Annotated in this window: 13 protein-coding genes, 1 pseudogene and 1 riboswitch; of the genes and pseudogenes, 8 read left to right on the top strand and 6 right to left on the bottom strand. The window is 49.6% G+C overall.

The genetic code is table 11. The features are described from left to right. The 3 genes from ACUVQO_RS17360 to ACUVQO_RS17350 form a co-directional block, all read right to left on the bottom strand. Positions 1-1963, bottom strand: a 1963-nt coding sequence (locus tag ACUVQO_RS17360; RefSeq protein WP_445927095.1) for a S9 family peptidase, incomplete at its 3' end; no start/stop codon positions are given. Positions 1964-2027: 64 nt separating this feature from the next. Then, on the bottom strand, positions 2028-2261 hold the full coding sequence (locus tag ACUVQO_RS17355) for a Nif11-like leader peptide family natural product precursor (protein ID WP_445927094.1): 234 nt from the start codon (positions 2259-2261) through the stop codon (positions 2028-2030). Positions 2262-2428: 167 nt separating this feature from the next. Then, entirely contained in the window at positions 2429-3145 is a 717-nt protein-coding gene (locus ACUVQO_RS17350) for a universal stress protein (RefSeq protein ID WP_445927093.1), read from the bottom strand. 128 nt (positions 3146-3273) lie between these two features. Then, a riboswitch (cyclic di-AMP (ydaO/yuaA leader) is annotated at positions 3274-3416 on the bottom strand. A gap of 616 nt (positions 3417-4032) precedes the next feature. Here ACUVQO_RS17350 and ACUVQO_RS17345 point away from each other — a divergent pair. The 4 genes from ACUVQO_RS17345 (at position 4033) to ACUVQO_RS17330 (ending at position 10992) form a co-directional block, all read left to right on the top strand. Next, positions 4033-6711, top strand: a complete 2679-nt coding sequence (locus ACUVQO_RS17345; RefSeq protein ID WP_445927092.1) for a DEAD/DEAH box helicase — start codon at positions 4033-4035, stop codon at positions 6709-6711. A gap of 333 nt (positions 6712-7044) precedes the next feature. After that, the gene (locus ACUVQO_RS17340; RefSeq protein WP_445927091.1) at positions 7045-7503 is read left to right on the top strand and encodes a tRNA (cytidine(34)-2'-O)-methyltransferase; all 459 of its coding nucleotides are present in this window, start codon (positions 7045-7047) and stop codon (positions 7501-7503) included. Between the two features lie 700 nt (positions 7504-8203). Further along, the gene (locus ACUVQO_RS17335; RefSeq protein ID WP_445927090.1) at positions 8204-10279 is read left to right on the top strand and encodes a peptidoglycan DD-metalloendopeptidase family protein; all 2076 of its coding nucleotides are present in this window, start codon (positions 8204-8206) and stop codon (positions 10277-10279) included. A 125-nt stretch (positions 10280-10404) separates the two neighbouring features. Beyond that, positions 10405-10992, top strand: coding sequence for a hypothetical protein (locus ACUVQO_RS17330; RefSeq protein WP_445927089.1), 588 nt, complete (start codon positions 10405-10407; stop codon positions 10990-10992). A gap of 11 nt (positions 10993-11003) precedes the next feature. Here the strand turns inward: ACUVQO_RS17330 and ACUVQO_RS17325 are convergent, their stop codons facing one another. Continuing rightward, entirely contained in the window at positions 11004-12062 is a 1059-nt protein-coding gene (locus ACUVQO_RS17325; protein ID WP_445927088.1) for a diguanylate cyclase domain-containing protein, read from the bottom strand. Positions 12063-12331: 269 nt separating this feature from the next. Between ACUVQO_RS17325 and nagA the strand changes: the two genes are divergently transcribed. From nagA to ACUVQO_RS17305, 4 genes are all read left to right on the top strand, one after another. Continuing rightward, complete coding sequence (nagA, locus tag ACUVQO_RS17320; RefSeq protein WP_445927087.1) at positions 12332-13507, top strand: N-acetylglucosamine-6-phosphate deacetylase; 1176 nt, start codon at positions 12332-12334, stop codon at positions 13505-13507. A 128-nt stretch (positions 13508-13635) separates the two neighbouring features. Continuing rightward, on the top strand, positions 13636-15546 hold the full coding sequence (ftsH, locus tag ACUVQO_RS17315) for an ATP-dependent zinc metalloprotease FtsH (RefSeq protein ID WP_445927086.1): 1911 nt from the start codon (positions 13636-13638) through the stop codon (positions 15544-15546). Positions 15547-16053: 507 nt separating this feature from the next. Next, positions 16054-16713 carry a sigma-70 family RNA polymerase sigma factor gene (locus ACUVQO_RS17310; RefSeq protein WP_445927085.1) on the top strand — a complete coding sequence of 220 codons (660 nt, stop codon included), beginning with the start codon at positions 16054-16056 and terminating at the stop codon, positions 16711-16713. A gap of 149 nt (positions 16714-16862) precedes the next feature. After that, positions 16863-17441, top strand: a complete 579-nt coding sequence (locus tag ACUVQO_RS17305; RefSeq protein ID WP_445927084.1) for an anti-sigma factor family protein — start codon at positions 16863-16865, stop codon at positions 17439-17441. A gap of 14 nt (positions 17442-17455) precedes the next feature. On the opposite strand, the gene ACUVQO_RS17300 is transcribed toward ACUVQO_RS17305, so the two are convergent. Further along, positions 17456-17893 (bottom strand): gamma-glutamylcyclotransferase family protein, encoded by a 438-nt coding sequence (locus tag ACUVQO_RS17300; protein ID WP_445927083.1) that lies wholly within the window; start codon positions 17891-17893, stop codon positions 17456-17458. Next, positions 17881-18657: pseudogene (locus ACUVQO_RS17295) on the bottom strand (cytochrome P450); the annotation flags it as partial. The gene ACUVQO_RS17300 and the pseudogene ACUVQO_RS17295, both read right to left, overlap by 13 nt. Between the last annotated feature and the right edge of the window lie 49 nt (positions 18658-18706).

The following is an 18706-nucleotide window of genomic DNA, read 5'->3' as shown; positions in this document are numbered from 1 at the left end:
GGTGTCGGGAGGATGTCACCAAAAATTCCTTAACGAACATCACCGTGGCATAGAACTGAAAGTCAGCATTGGCTTTTTTGGCAAATCCGTGCCCTTCATCTTTGGCCATTAGATACCAGACGGGAATATTGTTTTTCCGCACAGTGGCGACAATTTGTTCGGCTTCATTCAGGGGCACCCGCGGATCGTTCTGACCGTGAATCACGAATAGGGGTTTTTTAATTTTTTCAGCGTTATTGACGGGAGAGATTTTGAGTAAAAACTCTCGCATTTTGGGGTCGCGTTCATCGCCATATTCGACCCGTCGCAAATCCCGTCGATAGCCTTCGGTACGTTCCAGGAAGGTGACAAAGTTAGAGATGCCAACAATGTCAACCGCTGCTCGAATACGATCGCTGTAGTTCGTCGCTACGGCCAGGGACATATAGCCGCCGTAACTGCCACCTGTGACCATAATCCGGCTGGCATCAAGATCTGGTTGAGTGGCAATCCAATCCAGAAGGGCACCGATGTCCTTCACGGAATCTTCACGCAGGAAACCATTGTCCAGTTTCAGGAAAGTTTTGCCGTAGCCTGTGGAACCCCGCACATTGGGGAATAGCAGAGCCATGCCCAACTCATTCAGGTAGTAATTCTGCCGCCCTAGGAAAACGGGACGAAACTGAGCTTCTGGCCCCCCATGAATATCGATAATCACGGGACGTTTGCCAGTGAATTTCTGCGGTGGACGGTACAAAAAGCCGGAGATGGTTTTGCCGTCAAAGCTTTTCCAGCGCACCAGTTCTGCGTCCGAGAAGTTGGTTGTGTTTAGGCCGCCCGTTTCGCTTTCGGTCCAGCGATCGATTTTATTGGACCTAATATTCAGAGAGTAAACGTCGGTAGTTGATCGAGCGGAAGTCATGGAAAAGCCCAGATCTTGGTTGTTGGGATGCCAGCTTAAGCCAAAAATCAGACCGTTGGGTAACTTGGGTAATGGCCGTTCTTTGCGGGTTTTGGTGTCCAGAATGTGCAACACACTGGCCCCATCTTCATTGGCCACAAAGGCCAGGAGTTTGCCATCCTTGGACAGATCAAAGTCTTCAATATCCCATTTGATCTGAGTCGTGAGGTAGGTGTAGCGTTTGCTGGCCAGGTCGAAGTAGGCCAATCGCTGAAATTCGGAGTCCCGATCGCTGACTAAATAGATGCCCTGGCCATCTTTAGCAAAGGCCGCACTGGCATAAGCTACGGGTTCTTTTCCTGCTTTAGGAGTCAGCAGGGTTTTGGTTCCTATCTGGGCATCCATCAACCAGAGATAGCTTTCGTTCGCGGAAACATATTGCAACACCAGCAACTGGCGATCGTCTGGAGACCAGTCCAGGGGTGCCCAACCGCCCCCTTCCACCTGAGCCAGTAAGCGATCGCTTTGGGGATTGGTGGGATCGATCAGGTAAATATCCGTGTCTGACCCGGTGCGCCGTGTGGAGGTGTAGGCCATGCGATCGCCCTTGTTTGACCAGACTCCCCGACTATTCTTCGACTTGCCATCAGTCAATAAGGTAATGTCTCCAGTCGCCAAGTCATAGCGATAGTTCTGGTTAAATTCATTACCCCCAACATCTTTACTGAAGACAAAATAGTCTCCGGTCGTAGGCTGATAGCTGGCGCCAGAGGGGGGGTCTGTAAAAAAAGTGAGTTGTCTACGGGCAGCTAAGGGAAAGCGCACCGCATGAATTTGGGCGTTGTTGCAGAAACGGGTAGAAATTAACATCTCCCGCTCGATGGGATGCCAACTGGCGAATAGGGCCGAGCGAAATTCGGTATAGCGTTTGACGGTATCCACCAGGGAGAGGGGGATAGCCGGAATTCCCTCGACGACCAGATTCTCGTTAGGAGGAAAACTAGCAGCCTGAGCAGCAGTCATAGGCATCAGCGTAAACAGAACGGTCAGAAACAGAGCCGCGATCAAGCGAACAACATGCATGAGTCAACCACACCACACAGTCAATTGCCCTGACTCTATCGTGAGCCGCCTGCGATCGGCAACGTTACAGCCAGTGAACCGATCGTAACCACTTCCAGACCCCTGTGTGGCGGCGTACCATAATTCCCTGGCTTTGCTCTTTCGCCAGTCCCAGTAGTTCTTCTGTGGTAAAGCTATAGCCCAACTGCCGACTCAGGGTTAAAAACTCCTCTGGAGACTGAACTTGCTCAAACTTATCTCGCAGGGACTCATCATAAGCTACTGCTTCCAGAAACCGGCTTGCACTTTCAATAGACATGTTGTAAAGACTCCTTTGGCCAGGGCTTCCCCTTGCCCTCTGATTGATGAAGTTATTGTTAGACTGCCCAAAATTATCCGTAATTCTAGCGACTGGGCCAGCCAAATTCAGCAATCCAAAAGGGAGACATTCCGCCGGAACACCCCTACACCATGCCTGCTTCTGCCTTAAACTCTACACACTCTCGGTGGAATTCCCAGCACCGGACAGGGCAGATCATCCCCCAGGGCTTCCACAATTGGGTGATTGGCAGACTCGCAGCCCACGACTAATACAGTTGCGGACTCTTGTCGGGCTACATCTCGCAGTTCGGTAGCGACGGAACCAAACCGGAGATGGGTTTCTAAACAGCCGCGCCACTCATTGGCCAGATTTCGCGCCTGCCAGAGAATCCGATCGGCCTGCTCAAATTGGTGAATCTGCCAGTTGGTATCCCGTTCAGCGGAGCGATCGCGACGTTCAGCGACCTCCAGTGCCAAGGCTTTTGTGGATAGTTCCGGAGCAGCGGCTTCAGTAATCCATGAAATCGGCTCTAAGGTATTGCCACACTGATAAAGCGGTACTTTGCGATCGCCCATCTCAGCTTGCCAGACAGCATCAATAGAGCGAGTCTGACGATAGCCAGACTGTTCTGAGTCAACAACATATACGACCTGAACAGTCACAGTTTTCCGGGTTGCCAGCCGGGTTTGATAGGCAATCCATAAGGTCAAGTCCAGAGCAGTATGGCTTTGAGGAGAATCGGTGTAACCGACGACCAAATTAATATCCTCCCGGTGCGATCGGGAAGACATGACAGAATTGGGTTTCAATACCATTTGCCGGGTCAGATCAGAACAGCCGAGCGCATGTTCCAGACGGGTCAGCATGGGTAAAATTTCCACAGTAAAAACCTCTCAGAAGTGAGTGTGTGCGAGAGGTGGGTTAGGCGACAGCTACCCGGAATACAGGATATTCAGATGAGTAACTGCCAGGAGACACCTACGACGGTTGCTGTAAAAGCTTCAGTCTCGGGTACTCCTTCCATTGCCGACGGAGTTAGCTGACGGGCTAAGGCTGGAAGGTGCCTCTCTCAGGTACTTTTGAGATTCGCCCCAAGGACACTGGTTCCTCCGTTCTAGAAACCAACCTGAACTACGAAAGCTGTTCAAGTTAATCTCCAAATTAGGCCACCCACGATTTAAGCAGACGATGCAGACTTCCCTGAATATATTAATATTATGAGAAGCCAGATTGGCATGAGCAGGTCTGGTCAGGAAGCCGCCCCAGAAGAACTACAAAGTCAAGACTTTGAGATCAAAACTTGTAGATCATCCGTTTCAGCAAACTAAGATTCTCTAGTTACTGTAACCTACCAAAAATTGAATGAGTATCCCCCTTAGGGGATTTTACAAATTCTTGCCATTCATACTGCACTTCAAAACTGAACGCTATTCAGACCTCGTCCATCTCCATCCCTGCAGTTTCTCTGATGAGAGACTCCGGTTTACTAACTGGACTTAGTTTAATTATTCTTTTAGTTTTTCCTATCAAAGCAATAGCGGCAGTTTAAGATGAACATTTACAAAATGTTTTGCAGAGTTAAACCCTGTCCATGCCCAGAATCCAGTTTCCTGAAGGGAAAACTGCCGTTCTTTAGCTGGACCGGGTTTAATTGCCATTCGCGATCGTCGCTGGATGCTTAAGATAGAACCAGGGCTGGGCATTAGAACTTTCTCTATCCTGCCAGAATGGCGCTTTGCCGCTCCTTCATCGTTTGGACTGTTTGGGTGTGACTTCCCTTCCTACTTCACCAAGGCTTGATCTAAGCCAGCTATTTCCCTTCCCCCTGGATGAGTTCCAGCACCAGGCGATCGCGGCTCTGGAGGCAGGCCGTTCCGTCGTGGTCTGTGCGCCAACTGGATCGGGCAAAACCTTGATTGGAGAATATGTCATCCACCGGGCTTTGGCAGGCAAACGGCGAGTCTTCTACACCACCCCCTTAAAAGCCCTGTCGAACCAGAAGCTACGGGATTTTCGTGAAATATTTGGCTTTGACTCCGTGGGCTTGTTGACAGGCGATATTTCGATCAATCGAGATGCGCCGATTTTAGTGATGACCACTGAAATCTTTCGTAATATGCTGTATGGCACCCCGATCGGCGAAGTCGGCACCTCCCTGACTGGGGTGGAAGCGGTGGTGTTGGATGAGTGCCATTACATGAACGATCGCCAGCGGGGCACCGTCTGGGAAGAATCTATTATTTACTGCCCGCATGAAATTCAACTGGTAGCGCTGTCCGCGACGGTAGATAACAGTGACCAACTAACCGATTGGATTCATCGTGTACATGGGCCAACGGAACTTATCTATTCTGACTTCCGCCCCGTTCCCCTGAAATTCCACTACTGTACGCCCAAAGGCTTGTTTCCGCTACTGGATGACAGTCAGAAAAAAATGAATCCCCGCTTGCGGCCCAAGGGAGGCAAGGGAGCGAAAGGAAATGGCGATCGCCGTAGCCCCAAACAGGAAAGCCCCTCTCTGGCTTCTGTGTTGTCCCACTTGCAGCAGCGAGATATGCTGCCTGCCATCTACTTCATCTTCAGCCGTCGAGGATGTGATCAGGCCGTTGCGACCGTTGGTAATTTTTCCCTGGTGAATGAAGCAGAAGCAGCGGCTCTGAAGCAACAAATTGACGAATTTCTGGAGCGCAACCCGGAAGTTGCCCGGGCCGGACAGGTCGATCCCCTGTATCGAGGAATTGCCGCTCACCACGCCGGATTGCTGCCTGCCTGGAAAGGCCTGGTCGAGGAATTATTTCAGCAGGGATTGATCAAGGTCGTTTTTGCCACGGAAACTCTGGCTGCTGGAATTAATATGCCAGCCCGGACGACGGTGATTTCCAGTCTGTCCAAACGTACTGATCGCGGCCATCGCCTGTTAAATGCTTCCGAGTTTCTGCAAATGGCTGGACGGGCCGGACGACGAGGCATGGATGTGCAGGGTCATGTGGTAACAGTGCAGACCCCCTTTGAAGGAGCACGGGAAGCGGCCTATCTGGCGACGGTTGGCCCCGATCCCCTGGTCAGTCAATTTACGCCCAGTTATGGCATGGTACTGAATCTGTTACAAACCCACACACTGGATGAAGCCAAGGAATTGGTAGAACGCAGCTTTGGGCAATATCTGGCCACCTTGTATCTGCGGCCCCAACAGGAAGCGATCGATCGTCTGGAAGCCGAACAGTCTCAATTGCAAGCTCAACTAGCTTCCGTAGATTGGGAGCAACTGGCCCACTATGAAAAACTGCAGGAGCGACTGAAAGAGGAACGCCGCCTGTTTAAAACCCTGCAGCATCAGGTTGAGGAAGTCCGCGCTCACGATATGGCGATGGCCGTTTCCTTTGCTGTAGCAGGTACAGTTCTCAATCTAAAAGGCCATCACAGTTCGATAACGGCTCCCCTCTCAGCAGTACTGGTGACGAAGGTAGTAGGAGCCGGTCAGTTTCCTTACTTAGTCTGTCTGGGTAAGGACAACCGCTGGTATGTGACAACCGTGGCCGATGTGGTGGATTTGCGGGGAGAACTGCCCAGAATTGCTGTGGTCGATACCCTGCACCCCCCGCCAGAAATGCCCCTCAAACCTGGACAATCCCGAAAAGGCAATGAGCAAACGGCAGCGATCGCCCAATCTCTGCCTGAAGCTCCTCCTCTGGCAGATGTGGCTCCCGAAGTGTATACCCAACTGCAGCGGCTGCAAGCGGTAGAAGCTCAAATTAATGCTCATCCCGTGCATCAGTGGGGAAATCGGGCCACGATTTTGAAGCGGCAAAAGCGAATTACAGCGATTCAGAATGAACTGGAAGACCGCTATACGAAGCTCGATCGCCAATCGCACCATTACTGGGAAGCCTTCCTGGATCTGATTGACATTCTGCAAAGCTTTGGTTGCCTGAACGATCTAACTCCCACCCCCCTGGGACAATCCGTGGCGGCGATTCGGGGGGATAACGAACTCTGGCTGGGACTGGCTCTCACCTCCGGTGAACTGGATCTCTTGGAGCCTCATCATCTGGCGGCGGCCTGCGCTGCCCTGGTCACAGAAGTCTCCCGTCCCGATAGCTGGACTCGTCACGATTTACCTCCCACCGTGGAAGCTGCCCTCGGCGGACTGCGAAGCATTCGGCATCGCCTGTTTCAACGCCAGCGTCGGCTTCAGGTTGTATTACCAGCCTGGTTGGAATACGAGTTTGTCGGCCTGGTGGAACAATGGGCACTGGGGATGGAGTGGCCAGAACTCTGTGCCAATACCAGCCTGGATGAAGGAGACATCGTGCGAATTCTGCGCCGTACCCTGGATTTCCTCTCACAAATTCCCCATGTCCCTCATCTACCCACAGAACTGAAACGCAACGCAGTCCGGGCGATTCAACTGATCGATCGCTTTCCAGTCAGTGGCGTGATTGAGTAAAAGACGTCAAAGATACCTATATAAAGATATCTATATAGGCATATAGAGAATATAGGCATCCAGAAAATATGATCTGACCTCGATCAACACCTCAGTAGAAGAAACGAATAATTTTTAGAACCTTAGAGAAAAAGAGAAGAGAGTAACAGCCAGGAAAGCATTAATATGTAGTGGAAGAAATATTAGCTTCCCTTGAAATACCTCTTTTGGGGGATCAAAATTTCTAATGTTTCCATCAAAAGTAGCTGATATTAAAAAAAACTATCAAAAATCTGATTTCTGGTAAAAACCTGCATCTTATCAGAGATAAATTTGCGTGAGTATACTGTCTGAATGTTGAAAGTTGTTCTCGTCCATCCCCAGATTCCACCGAATACTGGAAATATTGCCCGTACTTGCGCAGCTACCTGTACTGAATTGCATCTGGTTGGGCCATTGGGCTTCGAGATTAGCGATCGCTACCTGAAACGAGCGGGGTTAGACTATTGGCCCTACGTCAACCTCAAGTTCCACCCCTCTGCGGCGGCATTTCAACTTTTCTTTGAAAGCCAGAAAGGCCGATGGATTGGTTTTAGCACTTCAGGGCGATGTAGTTATACGCAGTTTCAATACCAGATGGATGACTGGTTGTTATTTGGTAGCGAGACAGAGGGACTCCCTCCTAAAATTCTTGCCACCTGTGCTGAGACTGTTCGGATTCCAATGGCTCAACCAGAAATTCGCAGCCTTAACCTGTCAGTCAGTGTGGCGATCGGTTTATTTGAAGCTCGTCGCCAATTGGGATTGATATAGAACCTGTGAAGAGACTAGTAAGATTTAAGTCAACTAGACTACCAAATACGGAAAAGTTGATAAGAAATTCATATACAGTTCGATTTGTGCAGCGTCTCTCAGAAACTTGTTGGATCTAGTCGTTTTCTGATCTTTCAAAAGCACTGTTCTTCAACGGATTTGGAGCCGTGTTCGGAGTAGTTTTAAGCTTTATATCAAACTTCATCGCCCAGTAAAATTCATGCTACATTTCAACCTCCTGGGTGGATATACGAATCCTGAACTACCCATTTTGTGGTGAAATTGTGAGAAGTGTTTGGAGTGAGCGGAACATTCGTTCTGCGCTGTCTACGCCATTGACGGTTATGCCGCTTAAGCTTTTAGTGGTGCCAAACCATTTTCCTGAAAGGCTTTTGCGGATTTCTGTTAAGAAGTCTGAGGCCGTTTTTCAGAATGTATCTATCTGCAATCGTGCAGATTCCTGGCAAAATCAAAAAAGTTTTGATTTCTTCACTGCCTGTTGACGCAATGGTTTGGCGCTTGTTACAAATGCTTACTGTTGAGTGTAAACTTGTCTAAATTGAAAAAGCGGGGTAATCTTGCCTAAGTGTAATTACCGTGTGTGATCCAGATTCTCTATCAATGTGATTTGCATCATTGATTAGAGATAGATCAATGGCTCAAAGACAGTTAAACGCTGGAAATTTAGGAGGTCGTTTTTTTGAGACGAACATTCCCGCAGAAGGTTAAGCCTCTTCCTTCCTGTGCAGACGAGCAGGAAGCGACAACCGCTCAAACAAAGCAGGCTCTTCCCGACAATAACCGTCGGGTTCGTACTTCCGCCGCAATGATTGGATTGGCCATTTCAATGGGTGCCTATAACCTGTCAGTTCCCAGTCAAAGCGATAGCGCAACTGCCGCTGAACCAGCAGTTGGAGAATCTACTGTACCACCTGCAGATTCGCTTGAGACTGCTGCTCTTTTTCCAGAGGCTATTGCTTCTCAGGCCTCTTCCTCGGAGTCACAGCCTCTTTCAATCAAGCATACTGTCCAAGAAGGTCAAACGCTTTGGGAGGTTGCTCGCTTTTATGGTGCAGATGCAGCAGCAATCGCATCAGCGAATAATCTTTCCCTTGATGCTGTACTTCGGGTTGGTCAGGTTTTGATCATCCCTACTGACAGCCGAATTGCTCAAGCCCTTGTTACCCCTGATACTGCGGCAATTTTGCCCGGATACTACGGCCCAGTAGCAGGGCGCTTAAGTAGTACCCCGATCGCATCAGCCTCCCCAGCTACTCTTCCATCTCCTGTTGACGCAAACTTAAAAGTCCAGCAAGAGGAAGCACTCAAGAATCTCAAGCAAAAGCGAGACAGCTTGCGCGCCGGATTGGCAACCTTACCCTCTGAACAGTCATCATCTGTTAAACCTCTCTCCCAAAGTGGTTCTAACTCTAAGTCAGTAGACGAAACCAGAGTGGATTTGCCTGGTCTTCTAACTTCGGAGCAGAAGGCTGATAAGGCCCAATTGCCCACTGCTCTACCTGCAAGCGATCAAAAAGTCGCTTTTGGCTCTGTCAGAAATCCCCAGTCTACTGTTCGCTCTAACCCATCGACGTTTCCTGAGAATGGAGTTGAGGATCTAGTCAATTACCGGGTTAATCGAGGAGATACCCTGGCTACGATCGCCCGTGCTCATGGGATAACCTTGCAAGAGTTAGTCCAAGCAAATCGGATTACGAACCCAAATTACATCCTTCCTGATCAAGTTCTGGTGATTCCTCAAAGCCAGTCGGCAAGAGAATCTACACAAAAATTTAAGGGATTGATCGCCTCTCTCCCTGATTCTCCCAAATCTCTGGATGTTTCTGGTTCGTCACCTCAATCTTTAATCACTCCGGCAGTTTCTCAAGAAACAAAGGTTGCAGCCGCTTCTTCCTTTGCCCCACAAACCACATTACCTGCAACCAATTTTGATTCCAAGCTGCTTCAATCCAACAATATTGCGAATCTCAAATCTGAAATTGAGAAATTGCGTGAGAAGTATAGTAGTCAGGCACAAGCCAGTCGTCTTCAAACCCAGAATGTCTCTGCTAAAGCAACACCAGCTACTATTGCCTTAGGTGGAACCTTGGAGCGCGTTAATCCGGAGTTTAATCCGGAGCGTTACTCCAGCCTGAAGTCACGCATTCGTGAAATGCGTGAGCGGATCCGGACGGGACAGGCTCCTCAAGCAAAAGATGTCTCGCAGCCTATAGCCGCTTCTGAGTCGAAACCGCAGTTAGTGGCAGCAGCTTCCGTAGGCTCTGAGAGCTATGATCCGCTGGTTCAATCTCGGTTGGGTAAAACAGTTTCTCCTGAATTACCACCTTTAGGCCCTGGAAACGAATACCTGCCGGGTGCTCCAGGTAGATTTGAAGGCTATATTTGGCCGACAAGAGGAGTTCTCACTTCAGGCTTTGGCTGGCGTTGGGGCCGGATGCATAAAGGCATCGACATTGCTGGCCCTGTCGGCACTCCCATCATGGCTGCAGCGGATGGAGTGGTGGTAACTGCTGGATGGAACTCTGGTGGCTACGGCTATCTGGTAGAAATTCAACACCCAGACGGTAGCTTAACTCTGTATGCCCACAACAGCCGGATTCTGGTACAGGTGGGGCAGCAGGTGAGTCAAGGGCAGCAAATCGCTGAAATGGGTAGCACTGGCTACAGTACAGGGCCGCACCTTCACTTTGAAGTTCACCCCAATGGGCGCGGTGCTGTTAACCCGATGGCTTTCCTGCCCAGAGATAGAGGTTAGTCAGGCGAATTGGTTGATAATGCTTGGAGGGAAGCTTGAGGTTTCCCTCCATTAACTTTTTAAATTACCTACTTTTTTCTCCAGGCTTTTCTCCAGGCTCTTGTCTTTTACGTACACCAGAATTTATGTATGCTATTGTTTGTCCCGGTATTCATGATCCGCAGGCAACTCAGGACTTTTTACGGGGACTGCAGAAAGTCATGGGTGAAACTGCTGTTACCTGGTTGATCTTTCCGACCGATCGCTATCCTGCCTATTCAGCTCTTCATATCAGTTGGTTTTTGTATGATCAGTTGAGGGCCATACATCTGCAAGATTGGCTAAATCAAACCGTTGCCATTATTAGCTTCAGTGCCGGGGTAGTGGGTGCAATCGCAACAGCCTGGAGTTGGCGATTAATGGGAGGAACAATCGCTGCCTTGATTGCGGTGGATGGCTGGGGGGTGCCACTGATTGGGGATTTTCCCATACATCGGCTCAGCCATGATTATTTCACCCACTGGAGTTCTGCTTTACTGGGAGCGGGGCAGGATGGTTTTTATGCAGAACCAGCCGTTGATCATTTAAACCTCTGGCGATCGCCAGAAACCACGCAGGGCTGGTGGTTTTCTCCTAGCTCTCCAGGTTCCCCTCAATTGATCACGGCTGCAGAGTTCATTGCTACTCTTTTATCCCGGTACAATGCGAGAGCAGGCATTGAAGATGAGCCATAGTGCAGGAAACACTATACATTTGGCTGATCTCCAAGGACATGAGGGTGATCCGATCGCAGCCCAACTTCTTCTAAGCTGATGCGATCGCGTCCCGCCAATTTAGCTCGATAGAGGGCGCGATCGGCTGCAGCGATGAGAGACATTGGGGATAGATTGGCTTTTGGAATAACCGCCGTAACTCCCATACTCAAGGTGATGTAGGGGCTGATTTGGGAGCCTGCATGAACCAGTTCTAAGGCTCGGACCGCCTCTTGAATCTCTTGGGCAACATACAAAGCCCCTGAAGCAGGGGTATTAGGCAGAATGAGAACAAACTCTTCTCCGCCATAGCGGGCCACTACATCACTTGGACGTTTAACCGCTGTTGCAATCGCACTAGCAATTCGACGCAGGCAATTGTCCCCTGCTTGATGACCATAGGTATCGTTATAGGCTTTAAAGAAATCGACATCGCAGAGAATCAAGGATAGTGGTTGTACTTCCCGCATCAGTCTGCGCCATTCTTGATTCAAACAAAGATCAAAGCAACGACGGTTGGCGATTTGAGTCAGACTATCCTGATGAGCCAAGCGCTGAAATTCCTGATTTGCAGCTTGCAAGGCGGCTTCTATAGCCATGCGATCGCGAACTTCTCGGCGCAATAACTCATTCTGGGCTTCCAATTGCTGCTGTAGCCGCCGTAGCGATAAGTGAAGTTCTACCCGAGCCAGCACCTTCGCTGTTTCAAAAGGTTTGGTAATGTAATCAACCCCACCCATTTCAAAGGCTTTAACCTTATTTAGTATTTGTTCAAAAGCTGTTACAAAAATAATCGGAATATCTTTTGTCCGGGGATTTACTTTTAGAATGTGGCACACTTCGTAGCCATCCATGTAAGGCATTCCAATATCAACTAGGATTAGATCTGGCAAGCAAGTCAATATTGTGGAAAGTGCTTCTTCTCCACTATGAGCGGTCATGACATTAAAGCCTTTCTGCCTCAATACCCTATAAAGGAGGCCAACATTATCAGGCAGGTCATCTACAATTAAAATATTGCTCTGACTGCATCCCATTTGATACTTGTTCATCTATTTACTGGGTTTGAAATGATGAATAACAGAATTCAATTTAAGTATCTATATTCTGTCATTTTTATGTTCTGATCGCTTGACCAATTCATGCCGAGTTTATTATTCCCGCTGCTACTAATAGCGGAAACCCAGACACTTTTGCTGTCAGCAAAATTAGGTTTTTTGGCGGACAGAGCTTCACAAATGGCTGAGCTTTAACCATGCGGTAGGCTAGGAAGCAAAGAGGCAGGGGGAGAATAAAATTGGGAATTAGGAAGGAGAAATTAATGAATGGTTGGATACTTCAGAATGCTCGGTTGATTGGGTACGAAGGGTTACAGCAAATTGCGATCGCAGACGGTAAGGTTACTTCAATTCAGCCTCAAGTGATCTCCGCAGTAGATCCAGCAAGTGCAGAAACCAAGATATTAGATATTGCAGGCGACTGGCTTTCACTGGGAGGAGTTGATCTCCAGATTAATGGAGGGCTAGGGCTGACTTTTCCTGATTTGAATGAGCAAACTATTGACAAGCTGGCACCGATCAGTAAGTTTCTCTGGGAGCAGGGTATTGATGCCTTTCTGCCAACTCTGGTGACAACCTCCGTTGATAATATCCAGCGATCGCTGGCCACTCTTGCAGAATTCACCATGCACCATGCACCATGCACCACTCCGATCGCTGCTATGCTGGGTGTTCATCTCGAAGGGCCGTTTCTGAATCCCCAAAAGCGAGGTGCCCATCCCGTAGAGCATCTGCAGCCGCTCACAGTGGACAACGTTAAACGAGTCTTGGGAGATTATGCCAGTCTGGTGAGAGTCATCACCCTCGCACCGGAATTAGATGAATCAGGTCAGGTGATTCCCTACCTGCGATCGCTGGGAATTACCGTGAGTCTAGGTCATTCAATGGCAACGGCAACCCAGGCTCAGCAAGCCTTTGACCAGGGAGCCAGGATGGTGACTCATGCCTTTAATGCCATGCCACCATTGCACCATCGGGAACCGGGGTTGTTGGGAGCCGCGATCGTTGATTCCCGTGTCTACTGTGGTCTGATTGCAGATGGTCAGCATGTGTCTCCCATCATGATTGATATTTTGTTGCGGGCTGCTCAGTACGATCGAGGGGTGTTTCTGGTCAGTGACGCACTTGCTCCTCTGGGGCTTCCCGATGGCCTTTATCCCTGGGATACTCGCCAGATTGAGGTCACTCAAGGAACGGCTCGCTTGCTCGATGGAACGTTGTCCGGTACGACATTGCCATTGCTGATAGGGGTTCAGAATCTCAGCCAGTGGGAAATTTGTCCGGTGGATACAGCGATCGCACTGGCTACCACTGCACCTCGGCAGGCGATCGAACTGCCCACAACATATCAGCAGCAACCCGCCCATTTCCTACGCTGGCATTTAGATGCGGCAGGGCAACTAAGCTGGAAACGGTTAAGTTTGAATGGCTCTAGATGAAGGATCCCAGTCGACTAGGATAGAAGCAGGTTACACTAACATTTAAGGACCCTGTTACATTCCCGGAACGCCTCAAGCAAGGGGGTTTTCTAGCGGGAAGATAGGGAGCATTCAAAAGGCAAGCAGGTATGAAAGGTTCCCGCACACACTCTCTGGCTCAGCGATCGTCTATTCGTGGTAAAGCTGCTAAAGGCTTCATCACCGCATTTTTTGTCATTGCTCAGGGACTCAGCCTGACTGTTCCTGCTCTGGCGAGTGCAAACGCTAATCGTGAGCCGATGAGCTATAGCGACCTGTTGCGAGATATCGACAGTGGTAAGGTCAAAGCAATTGAGATCGATCGGGTACAGCGGGTGGCGCGGGTGACACTGGAAGACCAGAAGCGAGAAGAACCACCGAAAGAAGTCCCTCTGTTTGAAGAAAATAACATTCTGTTTGAGCGGGCGCGACAGAACAAAGTGCCTTTAGCCATTAAAGACTCAGTAGATAATGGAGCGATTGTGGGTCTTATGGCTCAATTGTTCTTGTTCCTGCTGCTGCTGGGCGGCTTGCTGATGATTATTCGACGGTCTGCCAACTCTCCTGGAGGGCCAGGGCAGGCATTAAACTTTGGCAAATCCCGTGCCCGCTTTCAGATGGAAGCGAAAACAGGAGTCATGTTTGATGATGTCGCCGGAATTGAAGAGGCCAAGGAAGAACTCCAGGAAGTGGTTACTTTCCTGAAAAAACCGGAGAAATTCACGGCTGTCGGTGCCCGGATTCCCAAAGGAGTGCTGTTGATTGGCCCTCCGGGAACAGGTAAAACCTTACTGGCCAAGGCGATCGCTGGGGAAGCCGGAGTTCCCTTCTTTAGTATCTCTGGTTCCGAGTTTGTGGAGATGTTCGTTGGGGTGGGGGCTTCCCGCGTTCGTGATCTGTTCAAGAAAGCGAAAGAAAATGCCCCCTGCATCATCTTTATTGATGAAATTGATGCCGTGGGTCGGCAACGAGGAGCCGGAATTGGCGGTGGCAACGACGAACGAGAACAAACTCTCAACCAGTTGCTAACAGAGATGGATGGGTTTGAAGGCAATACTGGCATCATCATTATTGCCGCCACCAACCGTCCCGACGTGCTAGATTCCGCGTTATTACGCCCCGGTCGGTTCGATCGCCAAATTACCGTAGATTTACCTTCCTATAACGGACGACTGGGAATTCTGGAAGTTCATGCCCGCAACAAGCGTCTAGCCCCTGATGTGTCTCTGGAAGCAATCGCCCGTCGCACTCCCGGATTTGCGGGGGCAGATCTGGCCAATTTGTTGAATGAAGCGGCAATTCTCACAGCCCGTCGTCGCAAGGAAGCGATCACGATGCTGGAAATTGATGATGCGATTGATCGCGTCACGATCGGTCTGACCCTGACCCCGTTGTTAGACAGTAAGAAAAAGCGACTGATTGCCTATCACGAAGTTGGTCATGCGTTGCTGATGACGCTACTAAAAAATGCGGATCCCCTCAATAAAGTGACGATTATTCCGCGATCGGGGGGAGTAGGTGGTTTTGCCCAGCAATCCTTCAACGAAGACATGATCGATAGTGGTCTGTATACTCGTGCTTGGTTAACCGATCGAATTACGATAGCCCTAGGGGGACGCGCGGCTGAAGAGGAAGTCTTTGGCCCTGCTGAAGTCACGGCAGGAGCCAGTGGGGATATCAAGTCAGTGGCAGAACTGGCCCGCGAAATGGTGACTCGCTACGGTATGTCTGAATTAGGGCTCGTCGCCTTTGAATCCTCTGGCAACGAAGTATTCTTAGGCCGTAACTTAATGGCTCGCTCAGAATATTCCGAGGAAGTAGCGACTCAAATCGATCGCCAGGTGCGGGAAATTGCCATGCATTGTTATCAGGAAGCCCGTCGTCTGATCCGGGAAAATCGGCCCTTGGTTGATCGGCTGGTGGATGTTTTGCTGGATAAGGAAACGATCGAAGGGGATGAGTTCCGCCAGATTGTTGCAGAATACACGGAGCAACAATCCGTCGCCACTCCATCATCTTGAGCAACAAATTTTCAGGATATTTTCTGAAACGCTTTTCCAAAGCTTTGGGGAATGTTTATCCTATCTTGAGGTTGCTTGGGGCTATCCTCAAGCAACCTTATGCACTCCAGGGCTAGAACTAAGTAAAGGTTGAACAAAGATGCGGAATGTCAACAGCAGGCACTGTATTCCGTCTTTGTAAAAGACTTTTCTCCAGAAGGTCTGGTTTGTGACGGGGGCAGCAAGTATGTTCAACAAATTGGTGACAGCCGCACTCTTGACGATCTCGCTTATCTTATTGACAGGGTTTAACCGTCCCTTAGCGATCCAGAACCATCAAAACCTGCTACCAACCAATAAGACAAGCACTCAGGCTGCTCAGGCTGTCAAGCATTTTTAGGATGCTGGTTTGAACCTGTCTAATAGCTTCCTTACAAATACTTTACAATTCACGCCACCTCCGACAGGAACATTCATTTCACCGGAAGCGTCATGGACAACGGAATGTTTAAGAGCGAAATTCCGCCCATGAGTCACTCTCTTCGGCTATCCTGGTCAACGGTAGAACCGACGGCTTCCCAAGTTTCAGTGCAAGCAGACAAACTCTCTAATTACGATTTGATTCTGCAGTGTCAAGCTGGACATCGCCCTGATAAAGCTGCCTTTGCAGAGTTAATGCGTCGGTATCAACCCAATGTTGAACGGGTTTTGTATCATCTAGCACCAGACTGGCACGATCGCGCCGACCTGACCCAGGAGGTGTGGATCCGAGTCTATCGCAATATCCAACGGCTGAATGAACCGGAAAAATTCCGGGGCTGGTTAAGTCGGATCGCCACAAATTTGTTTTATGACGAGTTGCGGAAACGCAAACGGACGGCCAGTCCGCTGTCGTTAGATGCGCCACTATCAATGGATGATGGGGAGATGGAATGGGAACTTGCCTCCGAAACCCCCGGTCCTGACGAAAATCTGACCACTCAGGAGTTTTACGACCAGTTGCGAGACGCGATCGCCGACCTGCCCGAAGCTTTTCGGACTACGATCGTACTACGGGAAATTCAGGGAATGGCCTATGAAGAGATTGCTGAAATTACGGGGGTTTCTTTAGGAACCGTGAAATCTCGAATTGCCAGGGCACGGCTCCGACTCCAGTCCCAATTGCAAAATTATCTTGACGGCATTTAATCGAGAGCAATTGTACAATTGGGAAAGGTTAGATCTGTCTGAAGTTGGAATCCCGATCTGTCTTGAAACGGTTTGTGTTTCTGAGCTAGATTGTTTATTCTGTTTGATCAAAAGCTGGGTGTACTCCTTACACAAAAAGTGATGTTGCAATGACGTCCAATTTTGACCCTCCTAACTTCAACCCTCAGGCCGCCATGTCTGGGAACTTGAATTCTTCTCCACGAGCTTTAGATGTGATGCACCGCGATCGCTTTGAATTGTTAAGCGCTTATATGGATGGCGAAGTCACCGCCGACGAACGCCGTCAAGTTGAAGACTGGCTGAGTAATGACCCCACTGTGCAGCGACTATACGAACGGTTGCTTAAACTTAGGCAGTCCTTTCAAGCCATGCCTGTCCCAATCTCTGATGAGTGTTCTGTTGAGAGAACCGTAGATTCTGTGCTGGCTCGTGTTGATCGTCGCCCTCGCCGTGCGCTTGTCTGGGGCGGCATCGCGATCGCAGCCGTGGTGATTGGGGCAGTATCCAGTGTGTTTTTGGGAGATCGCGCTCCTGTACCGCAACTGGCTCAGACTCGTCAAGAAACTCAGCAACCAGCCAATGATTCTCCTGCAGAACCTCTGCTGGTGGCTCTAGATAAGCCTTTAATCTCTATTCCTGCATCTTCCTCATCTTCTCAATCAGGGGCTGATGAGACGTTCAATCCCTCGAATAGCACCATTCGCTAAAACGAAACGGATTCCTAATTGGCCCAATTTCGAGTCCAGTCTCCGCTGGCCACCCAACGACCTCTCAATGCAGTAATTTGTTGGGAGGTCATCACATAGCACCAGGCAAGATCCAGCGGGGAGTGGTCAAGATGGAACGTGGCAATTTGTAAACGGCGGTATTGATGAGCTTCTAGAGATAAATCTGGTGCATGCTCCTGAAAATATTCAGGGGCATGCTGCTCATACTCATCCAGCGTCTGGAGGATGGCGGAATCAGAAAATGACAACACGAATCCATGCACAATCCCAGCTTTATCCAGAGTCATAGCTGGATAGCCAAGGGGTAGATGGTAAAGTTGCCCCTGGACGATCGCAGGGTATGGCGCTGCAGCCTGGTTTACACAAAGGGAATGCTTCACTTCTCCGGGTTTGAGCGTGCCGTAGACAAAGACTTTGATCAGGTCTGACATAAAGATCCAATAGAAGTACTGACAGCAGGACGCTGGCCTTTCGACATCAGTTTTACACCACCTTTGGGAGCTGTGGTTACGCCTCGGCGAATGGGAACGATAGGTTTGGCTTCTGCCAGGGTTAATTCATAGCGAGTTAGCAGCGTGGCCAGCACCAACTTCATTTCATATAAGGCAAATGCAGCCCCAATACAGCGACGATTGCTACCACCGAAGGGAAAGTACTCGTAAGGCGAGAATTGACGTTCCAAGAAGCGTTCGGGCCTAAAGGTTGTGGGTTCCGGGTACAGATCTGGACGCTGATGTACCAGATAAATACAGGGAACCAGCAGTGACTCTGGCTCAAACTGATATCCACCAATCTCCATTGGCGCCTTGAGAATACGAGGCAGGGTAATCAGGGCGATTGGGTAAATTCGCAGGGTTTCATAACAGATGGCACTAAGATAGGGCAGGTGTACAATCGCCCCTAAATCCAGATTCTTTCCCAGTGATGCTAATTCCGCTAGCAGTTTCGCTTTTACGGCAGGTAAGAAATGAATCCAGTAGATGGCCCAGGTAATAGCCGTAGCTGTTGTTTCATGGCCAGCTAACAGCAGCGTCATAAGTTCATCCCGCAATTCTACATCGGTCATTGGTTGTCCGGTTTCATCCCGTGCCGCCAGTAGCAGGGTCAGAATATCACTACGAGAGGGATCAAATGCTTGCCGCCGTTCTCGAATTTCAGCATAAAGTTCCTCATCAATTTGCTGCATCACTTGAGTGACATCCTCCCGACACCAATGCTACGCATACGGTGCGGGCTTCCCAAGA

The sequence above is a fragment of the Leptodesmis sp. genome (assembly GCF_052746595.1).
The sequence above is the reverse complement of the archived record's forward strand: the minus strand, read 5'-3'. Positions and strand labels throughout refer to the sequence as shown.